The sequence below is a fragment of the Marinomonas epiphytica genome, assembly GCF_054780655.1.
This window is the reverse complement of the sequence record NZ_BAAGVX010000032.1, coordinates 115,224-141,913: the sequence shown is the minus strand read 5'-3', so window position 1 is coordinate 141,913 and position 26,690 is coordinate 115,224. Positions and strand designations below refer to the sequence as shown.

At 45.4% G+C, this 26,690-nt stretch carries 23 protein-coding genes; 14 read left to right on the top strand and 9 right to left on the bottom strand.

The features are described 5' to 3' along the window. Window positions 1-912: 912 nt before the first annotated feature. Window positions 913-1,872 carry a class 1 fructose-bisphosphatase gene (locus ACYVGZ_RS10250; protein WP_460754893.1) on the bottom strand — a complete coding sequence of 320 codons (960 nt, stop codon included), beginning with the start codon at window positions 1,870-1,872 and terminating at the stop codon, window positions 913-915. 131 nt (window positions 1,873-2,003) lie between these two features. On the opposite strand from ACYVGZ_RS10250, the gene ACYVGZ_RS10245 reads away from it, so the two are divergent. After that, the gene (locus ACYVGZ_RS10245; RefSeq protein ID WP_460754890.1) at window positions 2,004-2,969 is read left to right on the top strand and encodes a zinc transporter ZntB; all 966 of its coding nucleotides are present in this window, start codon (window positions 2,004-2,006) and stop codon (window positions 2,967-2,969) included. A gap of 46 nt (window positions 2,970-3,015) precedes the next feature. Here ACYVGZ_RS10245 and rpiA read toward each other — a convergent pair whose 3' ends face one another. After that, window positions 3,016-3,687, bottom strand: a complete 672-nt coding sequence (gene rpiA / locus ACYVGZ_RS10240; protein WP_460754887.1) for a ribose-5-phosphate isomerase RpiA — start codon at window positions 3,685-3,687, stop codon at window positions 3,016-3,018. Between the two features lie 233 nt (window positions 3,688-3,920). On the opposite strand from rpiA, the gene ilvA reads away from it, so the two are divergent. The 4 genes from ilvA to ACYVGZ_RS10220 all read left to right on the top strand — a co-directional run bounded on the left by ilvA (window position 3,921) and on the right by ACYVGZ_RS10220 (window position 9,262). Next, entirely contained in the window at window positions 3,921-5,426 is a 1,506-nt protein-coding gene (gene ilvA / locus ACYVGZ_RS10235) for a threonine ammonia-lyase, biosynthetic (protein ID WP_460754886.1), read from the top strand. Between the two features lie 150 nt (window positions 5,427-5,576). Further along, window positions 5,577-7,310 carry an arginine--tRNA ligase gene (argS, locus tag ACYVGZ_RS10230; protein WP_460754883.1) on the top strand — a complete coding sequence of 578 codons (1,734 nt, stop codon included), beginning with the start codon at window positions 5,577-5,579 and terminating at the stop codon, window positions 7,308-7,310. 82 nt (window positions 7,311-7,392) lie between these two features. After that, window positions 7,393-8,370 (top strand): type I asparaginase, encoded by a 978-nt coding sequence (locus tag ACYVGZ_RS10225; protein WP_460754880.1) that lies wholly within the window; start codon window positions 7,393-7,395, stop codon window positions 8,368-8,370. A 31-nt stretch (window positions 8,371-8,401) separates the two neighbouring features. Then, the gene (locus ACYVGZ_RS10220) at window positions 8,402-9,262 is read left to right on the top strand and encodes a DMT family transporter (protein WP_460754877.1); all 861 of its coding nucleotides are present in this window, start codon (window positions 8,402-8,404) and stop codon (window positions 9,260-9,262) included. Window positions 9,263-9,269: 7 nt separating this feature from the next. Here the strand turns inward: ACYVGZ_RS10220 and ACYVGZ_RS10215 are convergent, their stop codons facing one another. The 6 genes from ACYVGZ_RS10215 to ACYVGZ_RS10190 all read right to left on the bottom strand — a co-directional run bounded on the left by ACYVGZ_RS10215 (window position 9,270) and on the right by ACYVGZ_RS10190 (window position 15,211). Continuing rightward, window positions 9,270-9,881, bottom strand: coding sequence for a ubiquinone biosynthesis accessory factor UbiJ (locus ACYVGZ_RS10215; RefSeq protein WP_460754874.1), 612 nt, complete (start codon window positions 9,879-9,881; stop codon window positions 9,270-9,272). Between the two features lie 27 nt (window positions 9,882-9,908). Beyond that, entirely contained in the window at window positions 9,909-10,292 is a 384-nt protein-coding gene (locus ACYVGZ_RS10210; RefSeq protein WP_460754871.1) for a gamma-butyrobetaine hydroxylase family protein, read from the bottom strand. 24 nt (window positions 10,293-10,316) lie between these two features. Beyond that, entirely contained in the window at window positions 10,317-11,639 is a 1,323-nt protein-coding gene (gene hslU, locus ACYVGZ_RS10205) for an ATP-dependent protease ATPase subunit HslU (RefSeq protein ID WP_460754869.1), read from the bottom strand. Between the two features lie 50 nt (window positions 11,640-11,689). Further along, window positions 11,690-12,241 (bottom strand): ATP-dependent protease subunit HslV, encoded by a 552-nt coding sequence (gene hslV / locus ACYVGZ_RS10200; RefSeq protein WP_460754866.1) that lies wholly within the window; start codon window positions 12,239-12,241, stop codon window positions 11,690-11,692. A 98-nt stretch (window positions 12,242-12,339) separates the two neighbouring features. Then, window positions 12,340-12,939: an SPOR domain-containing protein gene (locus tag ACYVGZ_RS10195; RefSeq protein WP_460754864.1), complete on the bottom strand. Its 600-nt coding sequence runs from the start codon at window positions 12,937-12,939 to the stop codon at window positions 12,340-12,342. A 43-nt stretch (window positions 12,940-12,982) separates the two neighbouring features. Continuing rightward, a complete protein-coding gene (locus ACYVGZ_RS10190; protein WP_460754861.1) occupies window positions 12,983-15,211 on the bottom strand; it encodes a primosomal protein N' in 2,229 nt (742 codons plus the stop codon). Between the two features lie 256 nt (window positions 15,212-15,467). On the opposite strand from ACYVGZ_RS10190, the gene rpmE reads away from it, so the two are divergent. From rpmE to ACYVGZ_RS10175, 3 genes are all read left to right on the top strand, one after another. Then, a complete protein-coding gene (gene rpmE / locus ACYVGZ_RS10185; RefSeq protein ID WP_460754895.1) occupies window positions 15,468-15,683 on the top strand; it encodes a 50S ribosomal protein L31 in 216 nt (71 codons plus the stop codon). Between the two features lie 8 nt (window positions 15,684-15,691). Continuing rightward, entirely contained in the window at window positions 15,692-16,459 is a 768-nt protein-coding gene (locus ACYVGZ_RS10180) for a thermonuclease family protein (RefSeq protein ID WP_460754858.1), read from the top strand. Window positions 16,460-16,628: 169 nt separating this feature from the next. Further along, entirely contained in the window at window positions 16,629-17,897 is a 1,269-nt protein-coding gene (locus ACYVGZ_RS10175; RefSeq protein WP_460754855.1) for a malic enzyme-like NAD(P)-binding protein, read from the top strand. A gap of 77 nt (window positions 17,898-17,974) precedes the next feature. Here ACYVGZ_RS10175 and ACYVGZ_RS10170 read toward each other — a convergent pair whose 3' ends face one another. After that, on the bottom strand, window positions 17,975-20,413 hold the full coding sequence (locus tag ACYVGZ_RS10170) for a penicillin-binding protein 1A (protein WP_460754852.1): 2,439 nt from the start codon (window positions 20,411-20,413) through the stop codon (window positions 17,975-17,977). Between the two features lie 198 nt (window positions 20,414-20,611). On the opposite strand from ACYVGZ_RS10170, the gene ACYVGZ_RS10165 reads away from it, so the two are divergent. The 6 genes from ACYVGZ_RS10165 to ACYVGZ_RS10140 are packed head-to-tail and all read left to right on the top strand — an operon-like array spanning window position 20,612 to window position 26,603. Further along, on the top strand, window positions 20,612-21,556 hold the full coding sequence (locus tag ACYVGZ_RS10165) for a hypothetical protein (protein WP_460754849.1): 945 nt from the start codon (window positions 20,612-20,614) through the stop codon (window positions 21,554-21,556). Further along, the gene (locus ACYVGZ_RS10160) at window positions 21,528-22,220 is read left to right on the top strand and encodes a hypothetical protein (protein WP_460754847.1); all 693 of its coding nucleotides are present in this window, start codon (window positions 21,528-21,530) and stop codon (window positions 22,218-22,220) included. The genes ACYVGZ_RS10165 and ACYVGZ_RS10160 overlap by 29 nt, the downstream gene beginning before the upstream one ends. Next, complete coding sequence (locus ACYVGZ_RS10155) at window positions 22,201-23,361, top strand: type II and III secretion system protein (RefSeq protein WP_460754844.1); 1,161 nt, start codon at window positions 22,201-22,203, stop codon at window positions 23,359-23,361. Before ACYVGZ_RS10160 ends, ACYVGZ_RS10155 begins: the two co-directional genes overlap by 20 nt. Window positions 23,362-23,402: 41 nt before the next feature. Further along, the gene (locus tag ACYVGZ_RS10150) at window positions 23,403-23,951 is read left to right on the top strand and encodes a shikimate kinase (protein ID WP_460754843.1); all 549 of its coding nucleotides are present in this window, start codon (window positions 23,403-23,405) and stop codon (window positions 23,949-23,951) included. Then, on the top strand, window positions 23,951-25,057 hold the full coding sequence (gene aroB / locus ACYVGZ_RS10145; RefSeq protein ID WP_460754840.1) for a 3-dehydroquinate synthase: 1,107 nt from the start codon (window positions 23,951-23,953) through the stop codon (window positions 25,055-25,057). The genes ACYVGZ_RS10150 and aroB overlap by 1 nt, the downstream gene beginning before the upstream one ends. A 19-nt stretch (window positions 25,058-25,076) precedes the next feature. Next, complete coding sequence (locus ACYVGZ_RS10140) at window positions 25,077-26,603, top strand: AAA family ATPase (RefSeq protein WP_460754838.1); 1,527 nt, start codon at window positions 25,077-25,079, stop codon at window positions 26,601-26,603. Window positions 26,604-26,690 lie beyond the last annotated feature (87 nt).

Below are 26,690 nucleotides of genomic sequence, written 5' to 3'. Positions count from 1 at the left end.
AACTAAGCTTGCAGCTTCAAGTTTGAATTCTGGAGTGAATGATCGACGTTTCTTTTTCATTGGACACCTCTGTTGTGGCAAGCTTACCATTTATTTGGGTGTCCGGGATTATTGAACCACTACATACGTTGGTGTAACACGAGGGCTACGCCCTCGGCGTCAGATTCGCTTCGCGAACCGTGACCTACAAATTACCCAAAATCCATGGAGATCATAGGCCGAAGGCCGTAATGCGCCGCGGGTGCGAAGCATCCATGATTCGACCAAATTGCGTTTGTGTAACATGAGGACTACGCCCACGGCTGTAGGGCGCTGTTAGGCCGAAGGCCGTAATGCGCCGTGAGTGCGAAGCACCCATGATTGAACCAAATTGCGTGGTGTAACACGAGGGCTGCGCCCTCGGCGTCAGATTCGCTTCGCGAACCGTGACCTACAAATCACCCAAAATCCATGGAGATCATAGGCCGAAGGCCGTAATGCGTCGTGGGTGCGAAGCATCCATGATTCGACCAAATTGCGTGGTGTAACACGAGGGCTTCGCCCTCGGCGTCAGATTCGCTTCGCGAACCGTGACCTACAAATCACCCAAATTCCATGTTGATTATGCGTTGTCAAATGTAGGGCGCTGTTAGGCCGAAGGCCGTAATGCGCCGTGGGTGCGAAGCATCCATGATTCGACCAAATTGCGTGGTGTAACACGAGGGCTTCGCCCTCGGCGTCAGATTCGCTTCGCGAACCGTGACCTACAAATCACCCAAATTCCATGTTGATTATGCGTTGTCAAATGTAGGGCGCTGTTAGGCCGAAGGCCGTAATGCGCCGCTGGGTGCGAAGCGCCCATATAACCGACGTTGGACGTATCGGCTGTAGTTATTCACATTGTCTTGTTATTGGGTTGTTTCTTTTTCCGTGTTAATAACTAAGGCACTTATCCACTTCATTTGCAGCACCCAGGATGACTGACACTCTTTGGTGAATGGCTTCTGGTTGAATGTCTAAAATACGTTGTGTATGAGTATGCGCTTTACCGCCTGCTTGCTCGATTAGCATTGCCATAGGGTTTGCCTCATACATTAAACGCAGTTTTCCAGGTTTGTTCGGGTCTTTTTTGTCCCAAGGGTAAATAAAGATACCACCGCGACATAATATACGGTGTACATCGCCGACCATGGCTGCTACCCAACGCATATTAAAGTCTTTTTCACGGCAACCTTCCTTTCCGTTTACCAGATCCGCAACGTAGCTTTGCATTGGTTCAGCCCAAAAACGTTGATTCGACATATTGATAGCAAACTCTTGAGTATCTTGTTCGACTTGAACGTTTTCGGTGGTGAGTAAAAAGCGTTTTTGAGTTGGGTCATAGGTAAACATGTGAGTGCCCTGACCGGTACTCAGTACTAGCATGCTGGAAGGGCCATATAAAACATATCCCGCAGCCACTTGCTTATTACCAGGTATGAGAAAATCTGCTTCCGTTGCAGGGCTGGTTCCCGTTTGCTGGTAGATTGAAAAAATAGTACCGACCATAGCATTAATGTCTATGTTCGAAGAGCCGTCTAATGGATCAAATGCAACGAGGAACTGCCCCTCGGTGTTAGCAGGGACGATGTCGTCTTCTTCTTCAGATGCAATGGCACGAACATGAGGGCAAGCAAACAGCGCGCTTTTCAGCATGTCGTTGGAAATAACATCCAGTTTCTTTTGCTCTTCTCCTTGTACGTTTTCATTACCAGCTACCCCTAAAATGCCAGCTAACGCACCTTGTTTGAGAGCATCAGAAATTTCTATACAGGTATTTGTTGTTACCGATAGTATGTTTTGAAGTTCAGATGAGATGTTACTCGACTCAAGTACTTGAGAAAGGTTTTGCATGGTGTGCGGTTTCCTTATGATTTGATCCTTCTTGATTATGCCACCCTCTACTCATACTGTCAGCCGTGATCATAAGCTTTATGCATTATCAACTTTTTGAGTTACTCTTAGGCTCTATTAGAATGGGATCAATGATGACAAATTTTGTTTTATACCATTTGGAATTAAATGGCTGTGGTGGCGCAGCGGAAGAAAGTCTCTTGCCAAAAGAGGTCCCAACATCTGGTTGTCGTTGGCTGCATTTAGATGGTCTTATGTCAGAGAGCAAAGATTGTCTGAATAATGTTGATGGGATACCAGAAGCCGTTATTGAAGCTTTATTTGCTGATGAAACACGCCCCAGAACCGTTCGAATAGGGGGCGGGCTATTGATCAACTTAAGGGGAGTGAATTTAAATCCTGAATCTAACCCTTCTGATATGGTTTCATTGCGTATGTGGGCAACGCCAAACTTTATTGTGTCCACCAGAATGAGAAAGCTCTTATCTGTGCAATCAGTCGTTGCTGATTTGCAATTGTCACAAGGGCCTTGTAGTACAGCAGATATAGTTTCGACCTTAGCAGAGACTTTAACTGAGCGAATGGAAAGCGTTATTCATAGTTTAGAAGAAACGCTTTCTGACCTAGAGGAAAGTGTCAGTGTGGGAACTGAGTCTGGGTTGAGGGATGTGTTGGTTCAAAAGCGACTGGAAACCATTCGGCTAAGGCGCTTTCTGGTACCGCAAAAAGAAGCCATTCAAAAGCTATTGCTTGAGTCTGCTAGTTGGATGACGGCGGATCAACTTATTCAGATACAAGAAGCTGCCAACCATATCACGCGCTATGTAGAAGCCCTTGAGTCTCTAAGAGAGCGTTGTCTATTACTACAAGAAGAATTCGTAAATCAGCATGCTGAAAGAATGAATGGACGCATGTATGTGCTGTCTGTGTTGTCAGGGATTTTTCTGCCTCTGGGTTTTTTAACTGGTTTATTTGGTATTAATATTGGCGGTATGCCGGGTACCGATAATACAGAGTCATTTTGGATTTTTTGCGGGGTACTATTTGTTTTAGGTGTTGGCCAGTTTTTATTAATGCGCCGCAGTCGATGGTTTTAAGGTGAGGAAGGAAGCATTAGTAAGCTAATGCTTCCTAAAAGCACTGTTAGCGTTTGAGGGTTTTGATTCCTTGCTCGGTGGCAAGTAATAGAACATCGGCAGGGCGTTTAGCAAATAGTCCGTTCGTGACAACACCAACAATACCATCAATGCTAATTTCCATATTAACTGGGTCTTTAATATCTAGGTTGTAAACGTCGATAATATGATTGCCATTATCGGTCACCGTCCCTTCACGAAAAACTGGATCACCACCAAGTTTCACGAGCTCGCGGGCAACGTGACCTCGTGCCATAGGTATGATTTCAACGGGTAGTGGGAAGTCACCTAAAATATTTACTAACTTAGACTGGTCAGCAATACATATAAACTCATCACTACAAGCAGTTACAATTTTCTCGCGGGTCAAAGCTGCACCGCCACCCTTGATAAGGTGAAGATACTCGTTAGACTCATCTGCGCCATCAACATAGACGCGGATGCTATCGACACTGTTAATGTCATACACTGGCACACCGTGGCCTTTTAAGCGTTCAGTGGTAGCCTCTGAGCTAGCGACAGTGCCGTCAAATTTGTGCTTATGTTTAGCCAGCTCATCAATAAACAAATTAGCGGTAGAGCCGGTTCCGACACCTACAATGGTGTCTGTCTCTAACATGGGAAGAATATATTCAACCGCTGCCTCAGCGACAGCTTGCTTTAGCTCGTCTTGGGTCATGACTTTGAGCGCCTTTATTTTGTTTTAAGTTAGAAAAAGGTGTGGCATGAATATTATAAGCGCAACTATTTGGGAATGTTAGAGGCGCTCCTCTTGCTGGGAATTATTTGTCGATCTTTTTTGCTTGAAATTCCCTGAAAAGGTATATTTCTACCTCTAAGTTTTTATTGTGTGGAAAAACACAAATATCTCAACTGGTCGTCATTTTAACGACACATTTGCTAGGACTGAATATGCCCCATACCATCATCAAAAGAATTCTACAGGCGCGTGTGTATGACGTGGCGGTAGAAACACCACTGTCTCGTGCTAATCAGCTTTCGAATCGATTAGGTAACGAGATTATTTTGAAGAGAGAAGACCTGCAGCCTGTGTTCTCGTTCAAAATTCGTGGGGCATACAACAAGATTTGTCAGTTATCTGAAGAAGAACGAGCACGAGGGGTCATTGCGGCCTCTGCAGGTAACCATGCACAAGGCTTGGCTCTAGCAGCCAAAAAATTGGGTATACAAGCGACCATTGTGATGCCTGCTACAACACCTGAGGTGAAGGTGAGTGCAGTACGCAACCATGGAGCTGAAGTTGTATTGTTTGGCGATGCTTTTGACGAAGCCTCTGCAAAATCCCGCGAGATCATGGCAAGCACTGGTCAAGTGTATGTGCATCCATTTGACGATCTAGATACCATCGCAGGTCAGGGCACGATTGGTATGGAAATACTTCGCCAACAAAAGGGTGATATCGATGCTGTATTTGTTCCCGTTGGTGGCGGTGGTTTAATTGCAGGAGTGGCTGCTTATATTAAATACTTACGCCCCGACATCAAGGTGATCGGTGTAGAACCTGCAGACGCTGCTTGCTTGAAAGCGGCGATGGAGAAAGGTGAGCCAACTTTACTTTCGCAAGTGGGGATTTTTGCAGAAGGTGTTGCGGTTGCTGAAATTGGTAAGAACACTTTTGCTATTGCGAAAGATACCGTAGACGAGGTGATTACCGTTACAACCGATGAAATGTGCGCAGCCATTAAAGACATTTACGATGATACGCGTGCGATCACAGAGCCTGCGGGAGCATGTGCTCTGGCGGGACTGAAGAAATATATCGAACGTGAAGGCGTTGAAGGACAAACTCTTATTGCGATCAACAGTGGCGCGAATGTTAACTTTGACCGCCTCCGACACGTGTCAGAACGGGCAGAGTTAGGGGAGAAGCGAGAAGCTATCATAGCGGTTAAGATCCCTGAGTCTCCTGGAAGCTTTAGAGATTTTTGCAAAGCTTTAGAGGGGCGTAGCATTACGGAGTTTAACTATCGTTATGGGGATGATGAGCAAGCGGTTATTTTTGTCGGCATTCAAACTAATGGCTCTCAGAACAGCCGTGCTGAGTTATTGGCGGACATGAAAACTTATGATGTAACAGACCTTACTGATAATGAGACGGCAAAAGTGCATGTTCGCCATATGATAGGCGGCCATTTGCGCAGTGAAAAAGGTGAGTTGTTTTACAGTTTTGAATTTCCTGAACGCCCAGGTGCGTTGTTGAAATTTTTGAATACGTTAGGTGGTCAATGGAATATTTCTATGTTCCATTACCGTAATCATGGTGATGCCTATGGACGAGTATTAGTGGGTTTACAGGCGGTTGGTGAAGAAACCGATGTAACTCGCTATTTAGATGAGCTTGGTTACCCCTACGAAGATGAAAACAATAACCCAGCTTGTGAGCTATTTTTTGGTTAACTTGCTTGGTCTCATTTCGCTATAAATAGCAAAATCGGGTATTATGACGGCAATTTTCGACCTGTTATTGCTCAGCACTTTGTCTCGTATGCTGGGCAATAGGGTTTCTGCACAGTTATGTGTCACTCAGTTAAACATGAAAGGTTATTTGTGAACATTCAAACACTACTCAATCAGCGTATTCAGTCTGCTATGGTTGCTGTGGGAGCGCCGGAAAACGCTCCTGCCGTTGTTCGTCAGTCAGCTAAGGTTCAATTTGGTGACTACCAAGCGAACGGTATCATGGGACTTGCGAAGCAGCTAAAAACAAACCCTAGAGAGCTTGCTGCTAAAGTGCTTGAGCAACTAGATTTAAGTGATGTTGCTGCCAAAGTTGAAATAGCTGGTCCGGGTTTTATTAATATATTCCTCAAGAATGAATGGTTAGGAGCAGAGCTGGCTTCACGACGTTCAAGTGCGCGTTTGCATGTTGACGAAGTCGGTGAGCCTGAAACCGTCGTGGTGGATTACTCTTCCCCTAATTTGGCGAAAGAAATGCACGTGGGGCACTTACGTTCAACTGTCATTGGTGATGCGGTTGTACGTACCTTAGAGTTCTTAGGTCACCGAGTTGTACGCCAAAACCATGTTGGAGATTGGGGCACACAATTTGGCATGCTGCTAGCTTACATGGAGCGCTTACGTGCCGAGCAATCTGAAATCAGTATGGCCCTTTCTGATCTTGAGACTTTCTATCGCGCAGCAAAAACCTGTTTTGATGACGATCAAGCGTTTGCAGCCCGTGCTCGCGAACTCGTGGTTGAGTTACAGTCTGGCAATGAAGAGTGTCTTGCCTTATGGGATGAGTTTATCGATATTTCCCTAACACACTGTGAAGAGACCTACAAAATGCTAGGCGTATCCTTAGAGCGTCAGCATGTGATGCCTGAAAGTGCTTATAACGATGATCTTCAGAACGTTGTTAATGAACTGAGTGAGCAAGGCTTATTGAAAGAAGACCAAGGCGCTCAATGTGTGTTTATGGAAGAGTTTGCCAATAAAGAAGGTGAGATCACACCAATCATTGTGCAAAAGACGGGAGGCGGATTCCTTTACGCAACGACCGACTTAGCGGCAGTGCGTTTTCGTCAACACACTTTAGGGGCTGACCGAGTGCTGTATTTTGTAGATGCTCGTCAGTCACTGCATTTCCAGCAGATTTTTACCTTATCTCGCAAAGCAGGGTTTGTGAAAGAGCAAACCCAATTGGAGCACATGCCTTTTGGTACTGTAATGGGTAATGACGGTAAGCCGTTTAAAACACGTTCTGGTGGCGTCGCTAAACTGTCAGCTTTATTGGAAGAAGCTCAGCAGCGAGCTTATCAACTGGTGGCTGAGAAGAACCCAGATATGGATGAAGAAACCCTTCGTAATATTGGCCGCGTAGTCGGTATCGCATCGGTTAAGTATGCTGACTTATCTAAAAACCGTACCAGTGATTATGTGTTTAACTGGGACACTATGCTGAGTTTTGAAGGTAATACCGCACCTTACCTACTGTATGCTTATTCACGAGTTGCTAGTATTGTAAAACGTTCTGAAATGGATGTAGCCGCTTTGACGGGGACAATCAATTTAGTCGCAGACCAAGAGCGTGCATTGGCAGTGAAACTGTGCCAGTTTGAGGAAGCAGTACAAACGGTGGCGAATGACGGTATGCCACACTTCTTGTGTGCTTACCTATACGAGCTAGCGGGTAGCTTCATGAGCTTCTATGAAGCTTGCCCAATTCTAAATGCTGAAGAAGATGTAAAAAACAGTCGTTTACAATTGGCGCTTAATACTGCCTCAACTCTTCAGTTAGGCCTATCTTTACTAGGGATTGAAACTTTAGAGAGAATGTAATCTCACTAACATCGCTTTCTACTTAGAGCAAAGGCGCCTGACTAAAGAGCGCCTTTTTTGACTAAAAAATTAGGTAATGCTTATGAAAATCTATATTGCTTATACTGGCGGTACAATTGGTATGACGCCCTCTGCCAACGGGCTGGTACCAGGAGAGAAATTTGCAGAGGATTTGCTTAATAGCTTGTCTGCATCTGAAGAACTGGACCATGAGTTTGTAGTACATAAGTACACCAGTTTGATCGACTCTTCCAACGCTTCACCCAATGACTGGCGTAGCATAGCTTTGGACCTACAAAGCAAGTGGGATGAGTATGATGCCTTTATTGTTCTTCATGGTACTGACACCATGGCTTATACCTCAGCCGCATTAAGTTTTATGTTCGCAGGAAGTGATAAGCCCGTTATTGTCACAGGCTCACAAGTTCCCATGTATCGCGTTCGGTCGGACGCAATGAATAACGTTTTGGGTGCTATCTCTGCGTGTGAAGAGCAAGCAAAAGGCGTGTTTCTATTCTTTGCAGGCCAGCTTATAGAAGGTGACCGTGCTCATAAAGCGCACACCAGTGATTGGCAAGCATTTCATTCCCCTAACGTAGCACCTTACGGTGTATTAGGCATAGATTGGCAGTGGCGTAATGGCACTGATAAGCCTCATAGCCGCAAGCAAAAAGGGGACATAATTATCCCAGCTATGGAAGAGTCTGCAGTGACTATTTTACCTGTATTCCCAGGTGTGCAAGCCCACCATTGGCAAGGGTTATTAGCGAGTGATGTTAAAGGCGCAGTACTTTTGAGCTATGGCGCGGGCAATGCTCCTGATAAAAACCAAGAGTTGTTGGCCATGATGGAAAAAGCCACCCAAAACGGCACAGTGATTATTAACGTTAGCCAGTGTGGTGCTGGTCAAGTAGCAGCTGGCGCTTACGCAGTGGGTGCTGCACTGGTTCAAGCAGGGGTAACATCTGGCCGTGATATGACTTATGAAGCGGCGTTTGCGAAGTTGCATTTTTTGATCGGCCAAGGCTTGCAAAGTCAAGAAATTCGTAGTCAATTCTAACGCAACATCTTGTGAGAAAGTAAGGATACTTATGGCCATGTTATGTGCTTTGCTGGTGGTAATCTGGTCTACCGGCTTTATTGTTGGCAAGCTCATTGTTGGCCTAATGGAACCGAATATCTACCTGGCGATCCGCTTCTTTTTTGCCGCCTTGTTGTTTGCTGTCATTGCCTACTTGCAAGGTCGGCCGCTGCCATCGAAAAAAGAATTACCCAAACACATGGTCGCGGGCATCTTTATGAACAGTGTGTATTTGGGGCTTTCATATTTGGCGATCTCGAAAGGCTTACCAGCTGGCATTATGGCTTTGATAGGCGCCTTGCAGCCTGTTCTTGTTGCGCTTTTAGCCTTTGTATTGATTAAAGAGAGAACAACGCTAATTGGCTTGCTTGGCATGTTAATTGGTATGGTTGGGCTCAGTTTAGTGATTAGCCCCGCACTGCAGTTGAATGCATCATTAGGCGGCGTGAGCCTGCATACGTTATTACTGGGTGGGTTTGCCGTATTAGCCTTGTCGTTTGGTGTGACGTATCAAAAAATGTCGATTTCTAGCTCTGATTTAATGACCACCATGGCCATTCAAAATGCAGCGGCTTTTGTGGTCGCGCTAGGCTTTGTGATTTTTCTTGGGGAGAGCCTGTTTGTCTTTAGCGGCGAAACTCTGCTGCTCTTATTGTGGGGAGTCTTGGTTCTATCTGGCGGTGGCTTGTTTTTAATGGTTTGGCTCGTTCGCAAAGTGGCAGCGGCTAAGGTGGCGATTTTATTACTGATAGCTCCTCCATTAGCCGCTGTTGAAAGTTATTTCATTTTCGATGAAGCAATGACCAGCCTGCAGATAGTGGGCTTTGTAATAACCATTGCTGGTGTATATATAAGCCGAGTGAAAGGCTAAGAAAAACTTATTTTTTGAGCCTCAGTTTAGCTTCAAAGCGGTCTAGTTGCGTGCCAAAGGTTTCTAAGTTCTCAATAAAGGCGTTCATTTCTACTTTGCTGGGTAACAGTTGGCTATCGCTCTGTAGGTGTTGTACTAGCTGTATGCGAGCAGCCGTAGAAACTTCTTTGCTCCAGCTCCACTGAGTTCTTAATAAGCGCGCTAAGGCGGAAGCAGGAAGATCGCCGATATAGTTGGCCAGTAAGCCTTCCCAGTCCAGTTCGAAGTTTTCCATTACTTTGTGAAGTGTCATTAAAGCTTGAGCATTACCTTGAATGCGTAGATCACCGTCAAAAAATCCATCTCCCTCTAAGAGCTTTTTGAATGCAGAACTGGGGCCTTGTACGAGAGTATCCAGCTTAGGATCAAGTTCGACTTCCTCCATACTGTTTGGGCTTTGCAGCATAACACCTTCTTCTAAAATATGAATTTGTAGAATAAAAGAGAAGTCTTCCAGGTGGATGAAAATTTGTTGTCCAGCGAGTTTGCTAAGGTGTTGTTGGGAGGGCTGATCTTGTTTTAGTGCCAGGTTTATTGCGTGTTCAATGGCGCTAATGGCCGATAAGCTGAAAGAGCCCATGTTGCTATTCCTATTGGTTCTAAACGTTTAAAGCTGGTGAATTTGAATACTGCTAGCTTCTCTGCTTTTGCCAGCTTTGGCAAGGCGCTTTAGGTATATTTTCCAAAGTTCATCATGGTTCTCTGCCAGTTTATACAGGTATTCCCAAGAATATAGCCCCGAATCGTGACCGTCATTAAAAATGATTTTAAGGGCGTAGTTGCCTGCACCCTCAATATCATTAATCGACACGTCTTTTTTACCGAATTGTAGGATGGGCATTTGCTGACCATGACCCCTTACCTCTGCTGAAGGTGAATGAACACGTAAGTATTCAGCGCTCAGGCGGACGCTTAGTCCATCAGCAAAGGTCAAAGCCAACTCTCGAGACTGCTTGTGATAGTGGATCTTAGTTGGCACATATTGAGTCATGGTTCGCTATCCTAGGTAAAGGGGTTACAGTATGTACTGGCTTAAGTCTTCGTTTTGCGCGACCTCACCAAGTTGCTCGTCAACGTAGGCAGCGGTGATGTCTACCACTTGTTGATTAGGCATATCGCTTGCTGAATAGGATACTTCTTCTAGTAAGCGTTCTAGCACTGTGTGTAAACGGCGGGCGCCAATGTTTTCTGTGCGCTCATTAACTTGGAATGCAATCTCTGCAATGCGTTGAATGCCTTCATCAGTAAAGTTGAGGCTAATGCTCTCTGTTGCTGCTAGTGCGATATATTGCTTAGTTAAAGAAGCGCTTGGTTCAACCAAGATTCGTTTGAAGTCTTCAACCGTTAAGGCATCAAGTTCGACGCGAATCGGTAAACGGCCTTGCAATTCAGGAATTAGGTCAGCCGGTTTCGATAAATGGAACGCGCCAGAAGCAATAAACAGTATGTGATCTGTTTTGATCATGCCGTATTTAGTGGATACAGTGCAGCCTTCAACAAGGGGTAACAGGTCTCTTTGTACGCCCTCGCGGGATACTTCGCCACTGGAGCGTTCAGAGCTCTTCGCTACTTTATCTATTTCGTCTAAGAATACGATACCGTTTTGCTCTACTGCTTCAACAGCACGAGCCTTCAGCTCGTCTTCATTGATCAGTTTTCCGGCTTCTTCATCACGCACTTGGCGCAATGCATCTTTTACTTTCATTTTGCGCTTTTTAGTTTTGTTAGCACCAAAGCTTGAGAACATATTTTGCAGTTGGCTGGTCATTTCTTCCATACCTGGAGGTGTCATTATCTCTACACCAGCAGGGGCGTCAGCGACTTCGATGTCGATTTCTTTATCGTCTAATTTGCCTTCGCGTAGTTTCTTTCTAAACGTCTGGCGAGTGCTGCTGTCTTCCAGCTCAGGGTCTGTTCCACGAGCAGGAGGAAGTAGCACATCGAGAATACGATCTTCTGCCGCATCTTCGGCTTTATGACGCAACCGCTCAGTTTCTTGCTCACGTAGCATTTTAATGGACATTTCTACTAGGTCGCGGATGATGGACTCAACATCTCGGCCAACATAGCCCACTTCAGTAAACTTAGTCGCTTCAATTTTAATGAAAGGCGCGTTGGCTAGTTTGGCCAAACGACGAGCAATTTCTGTTTTACCAACGCCAGTGGGGCCAATCATTAGAATGTTTTTTGGCGTTACTTCTGCGCGCATGTCTTCAGGCAATTGCATACGACGCCAGCGGTTTCTAAGAGCAATAGCAACCGCTCGTTTCGCTTTTTGTTGGCCGATAATATGGTTGTCTAGTGCGTTAACCGTCTCTCTTGGGGTTAGGCTGCTCATAATTATTCTCTTTACTTACAAGGGTTAATATTGATGAAGGCGCGTGCTGATTAGTCTGTTTGCTTCTCAATTTGAGAGTCTAGCGCAATTTCTTCAATGGTTAAGTTGTGGTTAGTGAACACACAGATGTCGGCGGCAATACTTAGGCTTTTTTCGACGATTTGCTGTGCATTTAGCTCAGTGTTTTCGAGTAGGGCGCGGGCAGCGGCTTCTGCATAATTACCGCCAGAACCAATGGCCAATGCTCCGTGTTGAGGTTCAACGACATCACCTGTACCGGTAATGATTAAGGTGCTTTCGCGATTCGCTACGATTAACATGGCTTCTAGTTTACGTAGGGCGCGATCTGAGCGCCAGTCTTTGGCGAGGTCAACCGCGGCACGTACTAGGTGACCTTGGTGTTTTTCTAATTGACCTTCAAATCGTTCGAATAATGTGAATGCGTCCGCAGTACCGCCTGCAAAACCGGCGATAACCTCTCCTCGGTATAAACGGCGTACTTTACGTGCATTGCCTTTCATTACTGTGTTGCCTAAAGAGACTTGTCCGTCGCCACCAACAACGACTTGGTTACCTGTGCGTACTGTAAGAATCGTGGTCATGTTTTTCTCCAATTTCGATTCATTACTAGGTGGGGATGACATGTAGGATTTCAAGGAGAGGAAGCAAAGGGGCTTACCCCTTTGCTATGGAAAATGAGTTACTCTTCTTTTTTGATTTTGTAAGAGTAGGACGAAATGTCCATAGACACTAATTTATCTTCCGCTCGGTTCATCAAGGAGCGTGATTCATAAGGGCCTAATACCACCCGATACCAAGGGCGGTTGTCTTTTCCTGTGGTTTCTCTAATGCTTGTTTCAGGCAAGCCAGATAAAATCAGATTAGCTCGCATACGGTCTGCATCACTGGCATCGCGGAATGATGCTGCTTGGATCATATAATAGAAGTCTTGCTCTTCTCTCGGTGTGGATTGGTAGGCGTCCACGTGGCTAGTGTCGATTTCACTGTCTTGTAGAATCTGATAAAACTCAAAATTATCTTTCTTTTGAGTCGTAACAGGTTTTTTAGGCGCTGGTTTCTTCTCTACTTTAGGTTTGCTAACCGGCACAGGGGCTGGCGTCGGTTCAGGCTTAACCTGACTAAGTTGTGATAATCCATAGGCAAATAACGCTACGATTAAAGGAATAAGCAACCATAACCACCAAGCGACTTTTTTGCGTGGTGGTGGCGTACTACGACGGGTCGCACCTTTGCGAGGGCGACTGGTCTTTTTAGCGGCAATTTGTATTGGATTAAACATAGTTAAGGCTTGCTGAAAAACAGCGCCTATTATGCGGGTTTGCTTAATAGGTTTCCAGTGGATCTACATCGATTGCAAAACGAATTTTACTTTGTCTCGTTGTTTGCTCAAGCCAGTGAGTCATCATAGCAGTGACTTCGTGCAGTGGTGCTCTTTGATGTGCCTTGATAGAGACCAATGCGCGATGTTGGCCAGCCTTACGAACGATGATTGCAGAGTAAGGACCCACTAACTCGATCCCCCCTGGAAAATTTGGCTCAAGTTCGTAGCGCATGGCGTGTAAAAGTTGCATTGCATCGTTCTCGTTGGCTGATTCCGCGCGCACAATAACTTGGTGATAAAAAGGGGGTAATGCCAAGGTTCTGCGCTCATTGAGACCGTCCAAGGCGAAGTGTTCATAGCCTTGTGTACACAGACAATCAATGGCTTGGTGGTCTGGGTGGTAAGTTTGCAGTAGTACATGGCCGGGTTTTTTCGCTCGCCCTGCTCGGCCTGATACCTGAGTAATCAGTTGGGCAGTACGTTCCATTCCTCGATAATCGGCAGAGAACAGCCCTGCATCAGCGTCCATGATAATGACGAGGGTGACATTAGGAAAATGATGACCTTTGGCAAGCATTTGCGTTCCAACCAAGATGGCTTGGTCGTGCTCCAGTATTTTTTGCGTCAACTTGGTCATGGCGGATTTGCGTTGGGTACTGTCTCTGTCGATGCGTAAAATTGGCGTATCTTTAAAAAGAGGCTGCAATTTCCCCTCAATTTGTTCCGTGCCTTCGCCCACCGTGAATAGCTCTTCTGACTGGCAGTCTGGACAGGTGCGAATTAGAGCTTGCTGGGCGTTGCAATGGTGGCAATGAAGCTTGTTGGCCTTACGGTGTACGGTGAGGTTAACGTCACAATGGTCACACGTAGCGATCCACCCGCAGCTATGACACATCAAGGTTGGGGCGTAGCCTCGTCGATTAAGAAACACCAAAACTTGCTCTTTATTCTCCAGTGTTTGCTTCATTAAGCTGAGGGCCCGATCACTAAAACCATGGGTTAGGTCTTGGCCTCGTAAATCCACTCTTTCCATTTCTGGGACGTGAGCGCTTCCTGCCCGTTGACGCAGCTTTAGCCAGCTGAACTTTTTTTGTAGAGCATTAGCTAGACTCTCGTAGGAAGGAGTGGCAGAAGCTAATAAAACTGGGATATCCCTGCCTTGAGCTCTTTTGATGGCCAAGTCACGAGCATGATAACGAAAGCCTTCATGTTGCTTGTAGGAGTTATCATGTTCTTCATCAATAATAATGAGGCCAAGCTTGGGTGCAGGCACAAACACAGACGAACGGGTTCCAATAATCACTTTTGCATGGCCACTTTGCGCCATTAGCCAAGCATCTAAGCGCTCTCGGTCGTTCATGTTGGAATGCATTAAAACAATGTCGGTATTAAACCTGTGTTCAAACCTTTTTAAAGTTTGGGGTGTGAGACCAATCTCTGGCACCATTACCAGTATCTGTTTGTCTTGCTCAATAAGCTTTTCAATGACTCTTAAAAATACTTCTGTTTTACCACTACCGGTAATGCCATCCAAAAGAGATACGGCGAATCCCTGTTGTGTGAGTAACTTCTCTGTAGCCTGTTTTTGCTCGTCATTTAAAATTGGGGGAACTTGTGTTTGATGGGTATGCTTTTCACCGCTTTTGTTTAACGCACGTTGTTCTTTAATAATGAAGCCTTTGCTTTCTAATGCTTTTGCGGCACTAAGGGAAAGATCTAGCAATGAAACGGCGTGTTGGCTAATGCCTTGGGGGTGTTGTTGTACCGCTTTTAAAAAGTCTTGCTGACGAGGTGCGCGCTGTAATTCTTCAAGATCCGTGGTTGCGCCAAGTTCACTAATACGCCACCAATTTTCAGAGCGAAATGTAGGGCTTTCTCCTTTGCGTAAGAGAACAGGTAAGGAATGAAATAGCACATCACCAATAGGGTGGTGATAATATCGCGCTGCCCATTTACAAAGGGTAAGTAGCTCCTCATTAATGACAGGGTGCTCATCTATCAAAGAAGTAATGGGCTTAACCTGTTCAGCAGGCCATTCCGTCTGCTGACTTAACTCAACAATAATGCCTAATCGATAGCTCTTACCAAACGGTACCTTCACTCGCATGCCAGGCTGCAACAGATGACGCATGGCAAGCGCTTTCGGAATGCGATAATCGAACAGGGTGCGCATCGGCACGGCTAAAGCGACTCTTAAGTAAGAAAATGGGGTGAGCATTGCCTCAGTCATGCAAGAATATGGGCCTTTTTTGTCTAAATGTAAGCGAAAGTGTTATGGGTTAAGTGTACGACAGACTGTAGGGCACAAGCGAGTGTGAAATTAATAAGAAAAAGGTTGATGAATTGCCCCAAGGCACCTAGAATACGTCGTTCTTGGAACCGCTGTACAATGTCTGTACAGAAAACGGTGCGGTGCTAGGCGTAGCGTGGTAATGACCCGTGATGATCGACCGAGTGGCGGCACACCAATTATGAAGGTATATATTATGAAAAAAGAAATCCACCCAAATTACGCAACTATTACTGCAACTTGTACTTGTGGTAACACGCTAACCCTTAACTCAACAGCTGGTAAAGACATGCACATCGACGTATGTAGCCAATGTCACCCTTTCTACACAGGTCAGCAAAAAATGCTAGACACTGGTGGTCGTGTTGATCGCTTCAACAAGCGTTTCGGAGCTCGTCGTACTTCTAAGTAATTGGTTGTATGAAACAAGTTTTACGAAAAAAGCGCCAAGTGTACTTGGCGCTTTTTTTGTTTTTATACCCAGCCATTTCTTTAGCACAGGCATGTAAGGCCAATGGTGAACTTGAAAAAGTTGCCGTTGCCCAGGTTGTTGATGGCGATACCCTCCACCTGAAAGATGGTCGAAAAATTCGTCTGATTGGATTGAATACTCCAGAGATAGATTATCAAGAAGGTCATCACCAAGCCTTTGCGATCGAAGCTAAAGTGGCTTTAACAAGTAACGCCGAACAATTTGTCTGGCTTCAGTTAGGCCCTGATAAACAAGACAGGTATGGTCGATATTTAGCTTACCTGTTCGATGAAGATCGTAATTTACTGGCGAGTCAGTTATTATCCAAAGGACTCGGTTATCGTATTGCTGTGCCTCCCAACTTATCTTATCAGGCTTGTTTACAACACGCTGAAAAGCAAGCACGAGATAAACAATTAGGACTATGGCAGAGCGTTCCACAATGGCAGCCAAAAGCTGGCTTTGTAATAGGACGATTGACCATCACCGAAATTATTCACACAAAATCCAGCTGGTGGCTCGCAACAAATCGTAATGTGAGGCTTAACCTGCCCAAAAGCGCCCTAGATTATTGGACGGCACAAGACGTTTTTAAGCTAGAGGGTCTTACGCTGGAGGCTCGCGGATGGCAGTACTATCGCAACAGTCGCCGTCCAGACTATCAATCTTGGGTGCTTACTATCAGGCATCCGAATGATTTGCGCAGACTGAATTGATTAAGAGTCAATCTTCTCGGCTTTCTGGTAAAATTGCGCTTTAAAGGCTTCCTCAGATAGATTATTCTGAGTTAACACAATGATAAAGTGTCAGTAGATCTAGGTTTACTATTAAACACTGAAAAAATTATTATAAAACTAAATACACCAACAGACGGAAACATCAAAAATGGCAGAAGACATGAAGCAAGCGGCATTGGATTACCATGAAAATCCAGTTCCAGGCAAACTTACTGTAACGATTTCGAAGCCAACTGCGACGGCACGCGATCTTTCTTTAGCATACAGTCCAGGCGTAGCTGAACCTTGTCGCGAAATTGCTAAGGACCCAGAAAATGCATATCGCTATACAGGTAAAGGCAACCTAGTTGCTGTTATCTCTGATGGTTCTGCAATTCTTGGTTTGGGTAACTTAGGTCCACTTGCTAGTAAACCAGTAATGGAAGGTAAAGGCCTTCTTTTTAAACGCTTCGCAGGCATTAACTCTGTGGATGTGGAAGTAGAGTCCGAAAGTCCACAGGCTTTTATCGATACAGTCGCTCGTATTGCGAATACCTACGGTGGTATTAACCTAGAAGACATTAAAGCGCCTGAGTGTTTTGAGATCGAACGTCAGTTGATTGAGCGTTGTAATATCCCTGTGTTCCACGATGATCAGCACGGTACAGCGATTGTTACGGCAGCGGGTCTATTGAATGCACTTGAGTTACAGGGTAAAGATATCGCTAGCGCGAAAATTGTTTGCCTAGGTGCTGGTGCGGCCGCTACGGCTTGTATGAAGCTAATCATTGCTTGTGGTGCACAGCCTGAGAACATTTTTGTCTTAGACCGTAAAGGTGTGATTCACTCTGGTCGTGACGATTTGAACCAATTTAAAACCATGTTCGCCATTGATACTGATAAGCGCACTCTTGATGATGCCATTGACGGTGCAGACGTTTTCATCGGTGTATCTGGTCCTAACCTACTGTCCTCAGAGCAACTAAGCAAAATGGCAGCAAATCCAGTGGTGTTTGCTTGTTCAAACCCAGACCCAGAGATTAGCCCAGAGCTTGCACACCAAACTCGTGACGACTTGATCATGGCGACAGGTCGCTCTGATTATCCTAACCAGGTTAACAACGTATTAGGCTTTCCTTTCATTTTTCGTGGTGCTTTAGACGTACGTGCAACTAAGATCAATGAAGAAATGAAAGTCGCAGCAGTACATGCATTGAAAGATCTGGCGAAAGAAGAAGCTCCTGCTGATGTTGTGGCGGCATATGGTGGTCAAGCGTTGGCTTTTGGTAAGGAATACATCTTGCCAAAACCAATGGACGCTCGCCTACTTAATGTCGTTTCTGCAGCGGTAGCGAAAGCGGCAGTTGATTCTGGCGTGGCAATGTTGCCATACCCAGATTTTTACCCACTAGAAAACTTAGAGCACTTTGGCGCTTAAGCTAGTTTAAAAGACCGAAAGTAAAAAGGCTCTGCATCTTTGATGCAGAGCCTTTTTTAATGTGACCTAATTACAAGTTAGAAGAGATTGTCGAGTGCGGCTTCTTCTATAGAAGCGTTTTGCTCCTGCGAGTTAGCTGGCTCATTCGTTTGAATGGCTATATTGCGTTGAGCGGGTACCTTGCCTTTTCTAAATACTTCAAAGATCGCGTTGCTTTGCCCTGGTGCCGCTCTCTCTCCAGTAGTTGGGTCGATTCGTACGGTTACTAGGCTAGAAGGTTTAGTGACATAGGACTCAGGCGTTCCTTCTAGGGCTGAACGCATATAGTCTATCCATACAGGGAGAGAAACCGAGCCCCCCCATTCACCACGTCCAAGAGGTGAAGAGTTATCAAACCCACTCCAGACGGATGTGACAATTTCGCCATTGAAGCCTGAGAACCAAGCATCGCGACCATCATTGGTTGTCCCTGTCTTGCCTGCAATATCACCACGTTCTAACACGCGTGCGCGTCGCCCTGTACCGTATTTTATGACGTCTCGCATCATATCATAGATAATATAATCCACTTCAGGGTCAAGCACTTGCGGAGCAACAGGCAAATCAATAATCCCTTCTGGTGTATTAAATAGACCCGTTTGCATTTCACCTTCAACCTGCTCAAGCAGAGTACAAGTGTGGCAGACAGTAATAGGTTCGGCTTGGAAAACGGTTTCGCCGTTGCGATCCTCTACTCGGTCAATTAGGTAGGGTTTGATCTGGTAGCCGCCATTAGAGAAAACCGCATAACCTGAGGCGATTTGCAGAGGCGATAGGTTCGCGCTTCCTAAAGATAGTGATAAGTTATTAGGAAGCTCGTTTGGATCAAACCCAAAACGACGTAAAAACTCTAAAGTAGGGCGAATGCCAAGTTCGTCTAGCAAACGGACAGATACTACGTTTTGAGAGCGGTATAAGGCTTGTCTTAAGCGCGTGGGGCCATAGAATTTCCCGCTATCATTGGTTGGTCGCCAAGCTTTAGCAAGGTTAGAATCATTAAACACAACAGGGGCATCGTTTATCACGCTGGCCGCAGTATAGCCACGGCTCAAGGCACTAGAGTATATAAAGGGTTTGAAGTTGGAGCCCGGCTGACGCTTTGACTGGGTAACTCGATTAAACTTATTCTCAAAGTAATTAAAACCACCCACGAGTGCTTCAATTGCTCCGTTGTGGCTATTTAGAGATACCAGCGCCGTTTGCACTTCAGGTTTTTGAGTGAGTGCCCAGCCTAGGGTTTCATCTGGGCGTAAGCGCACAATGTCGCCTGGCACGAGCACGTCTTGTATCGTTTTGGGGGCTGGCCCTCTGCGGCTCTCATCAATATAGGCACTAGCCCATTTTACGCCATCCCAAGGTAGTTGGGCGATGTCGCTGTTGGCGAGTCGAACGCTTGCCTGCTGATCCTGTATATCGAGTATAAGAGCTGTTTGCCAATCTTGAAAGCGGCTTATGGCTTGCAGAGCCTCTACTTGCTCTTCCAGTGGCGCTTCTATTAAATCTGGGCGGGTTTCAAGGGAACCGCGGTAACCATGGCGTCGATCATAATTCAAAACGCCATTAAAAACGGCTTCATTGGCAGACTCTTGGCGCTCCGCATTGATAGTGGTGTAAACAGTAAGGCCGGTATTGTATAAATCGTTACCAAAAGTATCGTAAAGCTCAGAGCGCACCATCTCGGCAACATAGCCCGCATCAATATCCGGAGCCACACCATGATTTTCGGCGCTAACTGGGGACTCAACAGCGCTTTGATAAGACTCTTTATCTATCATTCCTAAGCTTAGCATGCGTTGTAAAATCCAGTTGCGACGGATCAACGCGCGAGAAGGGTTAACGATAGGGTTGTATAAAGAAGGTGCTTTGGGCAAACCTGCAATCATTGCCAGCTGTGCAAGATCAAGTTCACCTAAAGTTTTACCATAATAAACCTGTGCGGCCGCTTCAAAACCGTAGGCTCGTTTACCTAGGTAAATTTTGTTCACATACAACTCTAAAATCTCATGCTTAGTTAACTCTTGCTCCATCTTTAGAGAAATAAAGATCTCGGTAAACTTACGGGTAAAGGTTTGTTCGAAAGATAGAAAATAGTTACGCGCTACCTGCATAGTAATGGTACTACCGCCACTTTGAATTTGACCGCTGGTCACTAATTGCATGGCAGCACGCCCCAGTCCTAAAATATCTACACCTGGGTGTTGATAGAAGTTGGTATCTTCCGCAGCCAAAATGGCCTGCTCTAAATAAGGGGGAATGTCTTCATATTGAATAGGGGTGCGGCGTTGCTCACCAAATTCACCAATGAGTTTGTTGTCGGTGGTGTAGATACGAAGTGGAATTCTAAGCTCGATGTCTTTTAATTCCTCAACCGTTGGGATGCGATCCTTAACACTGTAGTAGATACCGTATGTAATAGCAGCAGCACTGACAGTGCCTAACAGGGCCAGAATGAACAAAATTTTGATGGCTTTAGACATAAACTTCCAACGGCGGACAAAAAATAAAACAGCATTATACCTAAGTTCGTGAAAGAGAGTCGAAATACACTGAGTAAATTTTTATCAAATTGTGTGACTATAAGTTCGGTTTGGAGGGGCTTCACTACTTTTCTTAACTTGCCTATAAGGCACATCTTCCTATACTTGTAGTTCGATCAACTTCATGGACGAAGTGAGATGAAAAACTCCAACTATTGTATGGTTTGGTATACGGCTCAGGGCTGTGAGGTGTTGCCAGCCCGCCAGTCGCCAAAAAACTATGCTAGTGCTCAAGAAGCTTCAATCAGTGCGCCAGATTTAGAAGAGCTTGCTACATGGCAATCACAGTTGAGCCTTACCGATATACCTTCCCAGAGCCGTGTGGTTGTGGTTATTCCTAATGCTTGGGTGAGCTCTAGCAAACACCGCCTAGAATATGACTTATCATCCATGGTCGCTCCCATTGCCGCTCTGAGCTTTGCTGTTGAAAGCACGTTTTTAGCGGCTGAAAATCTAGCCTTTAGCTATCAGCAATACCACACTAAAAATGATGGTAATATGATGCAGGTTGATGCTTGTGATAATCAACTACGTCGTCAATTGTGTTTGCCTTTTTGGCGTCACAAGAGTCCAGTTACCCTGCTGTCCTATAATCAATATTGCTTAGGTTTGAAACAAGCAAAACCACTTAAATGGTGGCGGTTAAATGCACTTCAACCCTATAAGCCTGAGCAAAAAAGGGTACGTGATTACCGTTCCAAGTGGTGTGTTTTTGCGCTTGTGATATGCGCTTTGCAGTTATTTTTATGGGTTGGCAAGGTTGGCCTGACAAGAGAGGCTCCCAGGCAACAAATTGTAAAAGCTAGCGCGAATGATATAAACGAGAGCCCAAGCTTGGTTCAGAATGCTTTGTTATTGAGCCAATCTTTGCCCACATCGAGTCGTGTGCGGGCGGTCGAGGTGACGGCTCAGAGTGCGAGTATCTTTGCTAGTATGCCAACACAAGATTTAGCCCACTTTCAACAGCAGCAAGCAAAGAGCAAGGCCACAGGTGACTGGCACGTGCGTGTTTTAGGCAATCAACCGCCACTTGGATCTAATACGGAGGTGCGTGATGTCCTTATTACTGCGTCAGCACCTTAAGTCCTTGTCTTTACCGCAGCCTAGGTGGCCATTATTAGGCGCTATTTTAATACTGTCAGTGTTGCCTTGGTATCCACACTATAGTGCTCTGTTTGAGACTAGGCTGAGCCAATCGCTTCAACCTGCGCAGCCAGCGAGTGTCATGCCGGTGAGAGAGCTTTCGCCTTTGAGTGCCTTGCAGCCTATACCCTCATGGCTTGTAGTTGCGGCGACCCCGACCAGTCACTCAAAACAATGGCAGTTGGTTGGCAGTGTACATTTAAAAGACTGGCAACCCTTGTTGGCTGTACTTGCTAAAGAGCGTTGGGAGCTGATTAGTTTGTCTTGGCGACAGGCTGAAAGTGGGGTGTGGAAGGCAGAGTTAATGCTTAAAGAAAGTCGTCAGGCGTCAGGGATGAGCTGGTTGCCCATCGAAATGCATACACCCTTGCAAATAAGTCATGAATGGAAACTTTTATCAAGTCTATCACAGCAAGGCGTTTGGTCGGCTTTATTAACGGTGAATGAACAAAAACGTTGGGTAACGGCGGGTAGCTGGTTACCCAGCGAAGGCTTATGGGTTTCTGACATTCAACACGACAGAGTCTTGCTGCAAACTCCTCAGGGAGAGGTGTTTAAAGTGCGACAACACAAGGAAGTGAAGAATGAAGCAATTGTTCCGTAATTTAATCTGTATGGCGGGTGTCAGTTGTCCGTTTGTTTGGTCTATGGATGTGCATTTTGAGGGGCGTTCGGTTCAAGAAGTGCTGCCTTGGTTAGCGGCACAAATGGGTGAGAATTTGGTGTTAAGCTCTCAAGTTCAAACACAGCTTAGCATTTCCCTGCAAGATGCTAGCTGGCAGGAAATTATGGCGGTAGTTGGCATGCAACCAGATATTGACCTAGTTTGGCGAGATGGCGTGGCAGTGTTAATGCCGAAGCATAAAAAAGAAAATGTGCCGGTTTGTCGGCGCTCACTTTGGGTGCTTAAACACGCAAAAAGTGAAGATGTTAGTAAGCACATACAAACACTATACCCCAAGTACTCTATAGTTACCGATGCAAGAACGAACTCCATTATTATTCATTCATGTGAGTCTCAAGCAGGCATAAAAGAAACGCTGACATGGCTAGACAAACCATTGAGACAAATTGAAATTCGGGCTCATATTACTCAAATCAGTACCTCAGCCCAGTCGCAATTTGGTGTCGATTGGCAGGCGCGGCTATCAAAAGGGATTAGTTCCAACTTGGGTGGTGCGGTTGAACTTGGGGCGTTGTTACCTTCTAGTAGTTTAAGCTTTGCCAGTGCTGGTGGTAGTGGTTTGCTGTCATTCGCTTTGGATATGATGGAAACAGAAGGGATGGCAAAGGTGGTATCAGAACCCAAAATAGTCGCCTCTGAAGGGCAAGCTGCCTATATTGAATCTGGAACAGAAGTCCCGTATCAGACCGTGAATGATGACAATGTGCATGTAGAGTTTCGCCAAGCTGCTTTGAAGCTAGAAGTGACCCCTAGGGTAAAAGAAGGTGGGCGAATATCACTTACGTTAGTGATTCATCAGGATTCGGTTGGGGAGCTGGTTAATGGTGTACCGAGTTTAAAAACAAATCGTTTGAAAACCCAAGTGGTAGTGAATGATCAGCAAACTCTAGTGCTGGGAGGGATCTTTCGAGAAGAGACGTTGCAGTCAGAAGCAAGAGTGCCATGGCTAAGTTCTCTGCCATTGCTTGGGGGATTGTTTAAAAGGCAGATAGAACAGCAAGAAAAGGTTGAATTACTTGTATTTATTACACCAAAACTGCTACAAATGACGGTAAACTAGAGAAATATCTCAGTCCACTTATTTTGATACATAAAAATATAATGATGAAAGCTCCCAATATTATTTTAGTCGGCCCAATGGGGGCAGGAAAAACGACGATTGGTCGTTTGCTCTCGCAACTAATGGGCAAAGAGTTCTATGACCTAGATAAGGTGATAGAAGAAAATGCCGGGGCAGATATTCCTTGGATTTTTGATAAAGAAGGAGATGAGGGGTTTCGTAAACGAGAAACTTGCGCCCTGAAATCTATGCTGGAAATGCAAGAAAGTGGCGTGGTGCTAGCCACCGGAGGCGGCATTGTAACTCGTGAGGAAAACTGCAGTTTATTAAAAGAAGGGCACTTAGTGATATATTTGTATGCGTCTATTGCTCAACAATTGCATCGCACCTCGAAAAGCAACCATCGCCCTTTATTGCAAGTGAGTGACCCAAAAGCAACTTTACGAAAACTATTTCAAGTTCGTGATCCGCTTTATAAAGACGTTGCCACTTTAGTGGTAGAAACCGACGCACGACATCCTAAAGCGGTAGCTAATAAAGTACTAGATGCTATCAAAAAGCACTTAACCACGGAGCCAACAGTTTCATAATGCGAACCTTAACCGTTGATCTAGGTGATCGAAGTTACCCAATATACATTGGTAGCGGTATCCGCCAACAGAAATCCCTGTTTGATAAAGCCATTAATGGCAAGCAAGTCATGATAGTAACGAACGATACGGTTGCTCCAAAGTACTTGGCTGCCATGGTTGACCTATTATCGCAAGATTACCAAGTTGACACCTGTGTGTTACCTGATGGTGAACGTTATAAAACACTGGATACTTATGCCAGTATTATGACCACCTTATTAGAGGCCAAACATAACCGCACAACGACCGTAATTGCACTGGGTGGTGGTGTGGTTGGAGACATGGCAGGGTACGCAGCGGCCACCTATCAACGTGGGGTGGCGTTTATACAAGTTCCAACGACACTGCTATCTCAAGTTGACTCGTCAGTTGGTGGAAAAACTGGAGTGAATCACCCTCTTGGTAAAAACATGATAGGGGCCTTTTACCAACCGCAAGCTGTGATTATTGATACTGACACTTTGTCGACTTTGCCTGGTCGTGAATTGTCAGCAGGCATGGCAGAGGTGATAAAATATGGTTTGATTTGTGATGCCGATTTCTTCACCTGGCTTGAAGAGAACATGGACGACCTAATGACCCTACAACAAGAAAAAATTAGCGACGCTATTTACCGTTCTTGTTTGGCGAAAGCAAAGGTCGTGGCGGAAGATGAAAAAGAGGGAGGCATTCGAGCTATCCTCAACCTAGGTCATACTTTTGGACACGCCATTGAAACTGAAATGGGCTACGGTAACTGGTTGCATGGTGAAGCTGTTGCAGCAGGCAGTGTTTTGGCCGTTGACTTATCTTGGCGCCTCGGGAACATTAGCTCAGATGATTTAGTACGAACAGTGGCGATTTTTAAGGCTGCAAACTTGCCAGTGCTACCGCCAACTAAGATGACATTGGATTCTTTTGTCGAGCGCATGATGTTGGACAAAAAGGTACTGGATGGTAGTTTGCGCTTGGTTCTACTGAAACACCTGGGCGAAGCTTATGTGACTTCTGACTTTGCTTTAGAAGAGTTTAATCAATGTGTACAAGATGCCTTGCTAGCTAGTCAGCAAGCAGAACAATCCTAAGAGAGTGTGAAACACAAATATGTCCGAGTCTAATTTTCAGTTTGACTTAGAAGCGTCTCTGAATCAGCCGCCAAAGGCGACGCTGCGAGACCCTTTTGGCTCGAAAGATGACTCGGTGTACTTTGCGTCTGATGAAGGAAATCAGCAGTTAGCGTTACTGGAACATTTAAGCCGTTACAGTAATTTGCTATCGGTCGTGCAAGGGCCTGAACAGAGTGGCAAGAGTCGCTTCTTAATGGAGTTTGCCCGTCACCAAGACGACAGCACTGTGATTTGTCATGTGAAAGGCTCCATGCTGATGACAGCAGGGCAATTATTGCAAGCTATTTACCAAGGATTTGCCGAGTATTTTACTCAGCTGCCTAATGAAACAACGTTTGGTCCCTTGCTGAAATTTGCACATGACCTAGAAAGCAAAGGCCAATCGGCTTTAGTGTTAATCGATAATGCTCAAGAATTGAATACCGATGCGATTAGCATGTTACTCGATATGATGTCTCTGGCGACAGAGAGTCAAATGGTACCTCATGTTGCATTGTTTACTAGCCACTCACTGTCTCGCAACCTAGATGCTTATCAAAAATCTCGTTATGAGCAGCTAAGCCATACATTGACTTTAGCTCCTTACTCTCTTGAACAAACCAAAGCCTACTTATTACACAGAGTACGAGCGGTGGGGGGAAGTATTAATTTACCCTTTACAGATAAGCAGGTCGCTAAGATTCACCAAGACTCTCAGGGGTATCCTGGGCGTATAAATCAGCATGCTCAAGCCATGATGGGTAATGGTGATGGCACAGTGAAGAAAACACGGGCATTTAATTTTGCCTTGGGTTTTCCTTTGGTACATATGGCACTGTTATCTATTGTGATGCTGGGTATATTAGTGGCAGTGTTGTTTAGTGACACAGAAGATACCCCCGTGCAGAGTGTCGACCGAACTGCCAATGTGATTCCCTTGAGTCCCAGAGCTGGACAGTCTTCATCAGAGACGATTGCCCGAATTGATGCAATGCAACGGCAGATTGGCCAAGAAGGGGGAGTGACCTTACCTCCAATCCCGACTGGCACAATTGATGTAGCCAGTTCTGATAATAGCGCCCCAACCAATCCAGTTGTCTCCACGCCTGCTGTGCCTGTGGCGCCCATTCGCTCAGAAGCTCCCACCTTGGCGGCGGCTCCCATTGTAGAGCAGCCAGTGCAGCAAACTGAGCCAGTTGAGCCGGAAAGGGTAGAAGCTGACCCCTTTGATAAAACCCAATGGTGGATGGGACAGAACCCTAACAGATATACCTTGCAGCTGCTTGGTACCTATAACCTTAGTGCAGTGAGAAGCTTTATTCGTGAACAAGGCAGTGTGGACGCGTTTAGCTACTTTAAAAGCCAATACAAAGGTCGCGAATGGTTCGTGGTAGTTTACGGAAACTACCCCAATCGAAGTGAAGCCATTGCTGTGGTTGAATCCCTACCGAATGATCTAAAAGCTTTAAACCCTTGGGCTCGCAGTGTGCGAGGTATTCAGGATGGTATCCGTCAGAGCCAGTAAAAGGCGTTTGTGTTAGTATTTTTGACGGTATTTTCCCTATAACCTGCCTAAATTTATAAAAATAGTCGTAAATAAGTAAAAAAAACC

Coding starts and splice junctions, on each gene's coding strand:
- ACYVGZ_RS10250 (WP_460754893.1), bottom strand. CDS start 1,872: ATGCAAAACCTTTCTCAAGTACTTGAGTCGAGTAACATCTCATCTGAA.
- ACYVGZ_RS10245 (WP_460754890.1), top strand. CDS start 2,004: ATGATGACAAATTTTGTTTTATACCATTTGGAATTAAATGGCTGTGGT.
- rpiA (WP_460754887.1), bottom strand. CDS start 3,687: ATGACCCAAGACGAGCTAAAGCAAGCTGTCGCTGAGGCAGCGGTTGAA.
- ilvA (WP_460754886.1), top strand. CDS start 3,921: ATGCCCCATACCATCATCAAAAGAATTCTACAGGCGCGTGTGTATGAC.
- ACYVGZ_RS10225 (WP_460754880.1), top strand. CDS start 7,393: ATGAAAATCTATATTGCTTATACTGGCGGTACAATTGGTATGACGCCC.
- ACYVGZ_RS10220 (WP_460754877.1), top strand. CDS start 8,402: ATGGCCATGTTATGTGCTTTGCTGGTGGTAATCTGGTCTACCGGCTTT.
- ACYVGZ_RS10215 (WP_460754874.1), bottom strand. CDS start 9,881: ATGGGCTCTTTCAGCTTATCGGCCATTAGCGCCATTGAACACGCAATA.
- ACYVGZ_RS10210 (WP_460754871.1), bottom strand. CDS start 10,292: ATGACTCAATATGTGCCAACTAAGATCCACTATCACAAGCAGTCTCGA.
- hslU (WP_460754869.1), bottom strand. CDS start 11,639: ATGAGCAGCCTAACCCCAAGAGAGACGGTTAACGCACTAGACAACCAT.
- hslV (WP_460754866.1), bottom strand. CDS start 12,241: ATGACCACGATTCTTACAGTACGCACAGGTAACCAAGTCGTTGTTGGT.
- ACYVGZ_RS10195 (WP_460754864.1), bottom strand. CDS start 12,939: ATGTTTAATCCAATACAAATTGCCGCTAAAAAGACCAGTCGCCCTCGC.
- ACYVGZ_RS10190 (WP_460754861.1), bottom strand. CDS start 15,211: ATGACTGAGGCAATGCTCACCCCATTTTCTTACTTAAGAGTCGCTTTA.
- rpmE (WP_460754895.1), top strand. CDS start 15,468: ATGAAAAAAGAAATCCACCCAAATTACGCAACTATTACTGCAACTTGT.
- ACYVGZ_RS10180 (WP_460754858.1), top strand. CDS start 15,692: ATGAAACAAGTTTTACGAAAAAAGCGCCAAGTGTACTTGGCGCTTTTT.
- ACYVGZ_RS10175 (WP_460754855.1), top strand. CDS start 16,629: ATGGCAGAAGACATGAAGCAAGCGGCATTGGATTACCATGAAAATCCA.
- ACYVGZ_RS10170 (WP_460754852.1), bottom strand. CDS start 20,413: ATGTCTAAAGCCATCAAAATTTTGTTCATTCTGGCCCTGTTAGGCACT.
- ACYVGZ_RS10165 (WP_460754849.1), top strand. CDS start 20,612: ATGAAAAACTCCAACTATTGTATGGTTTGGTATACGGCTCAGGGCTGT.
- ACYVGZ_RS10160 (WP_460754847.1), top strand. CDS start 21,528: ATGTCCTTATTACTGCGTCAGCACCTTAAGTCCTTGTCTTTACCGCAG.
- ACYVGZ_RS10155 (WP_460754844.1), top strand. CDS start 22,201: ATGAAGCAATTGTTCCGTAATTTAATCTGTATGGCGGGTGTCAGTTGT.
- ACYVGZ_RS10150 (WP_460754843.1), top strand. CDS start 23,403: ATGATGAAAGCTCCCAATATTATTTTAGTCGGCCCAATGGGGGCAGGA.
- aroB (WP_460754840.1), top strand. CDS start 23,951: ATGCGAACCTTAACCGTTGATCTAGGTGATCGAAGTTACCCAATATAC.
- ACYVGZ_RS10140 (WP_460754838.1), top strand. CDS start 25,077: ATGTCCGAGTCTAATTTTCAGTTTGACTTAGAAGCGTCTCTGAATCAG.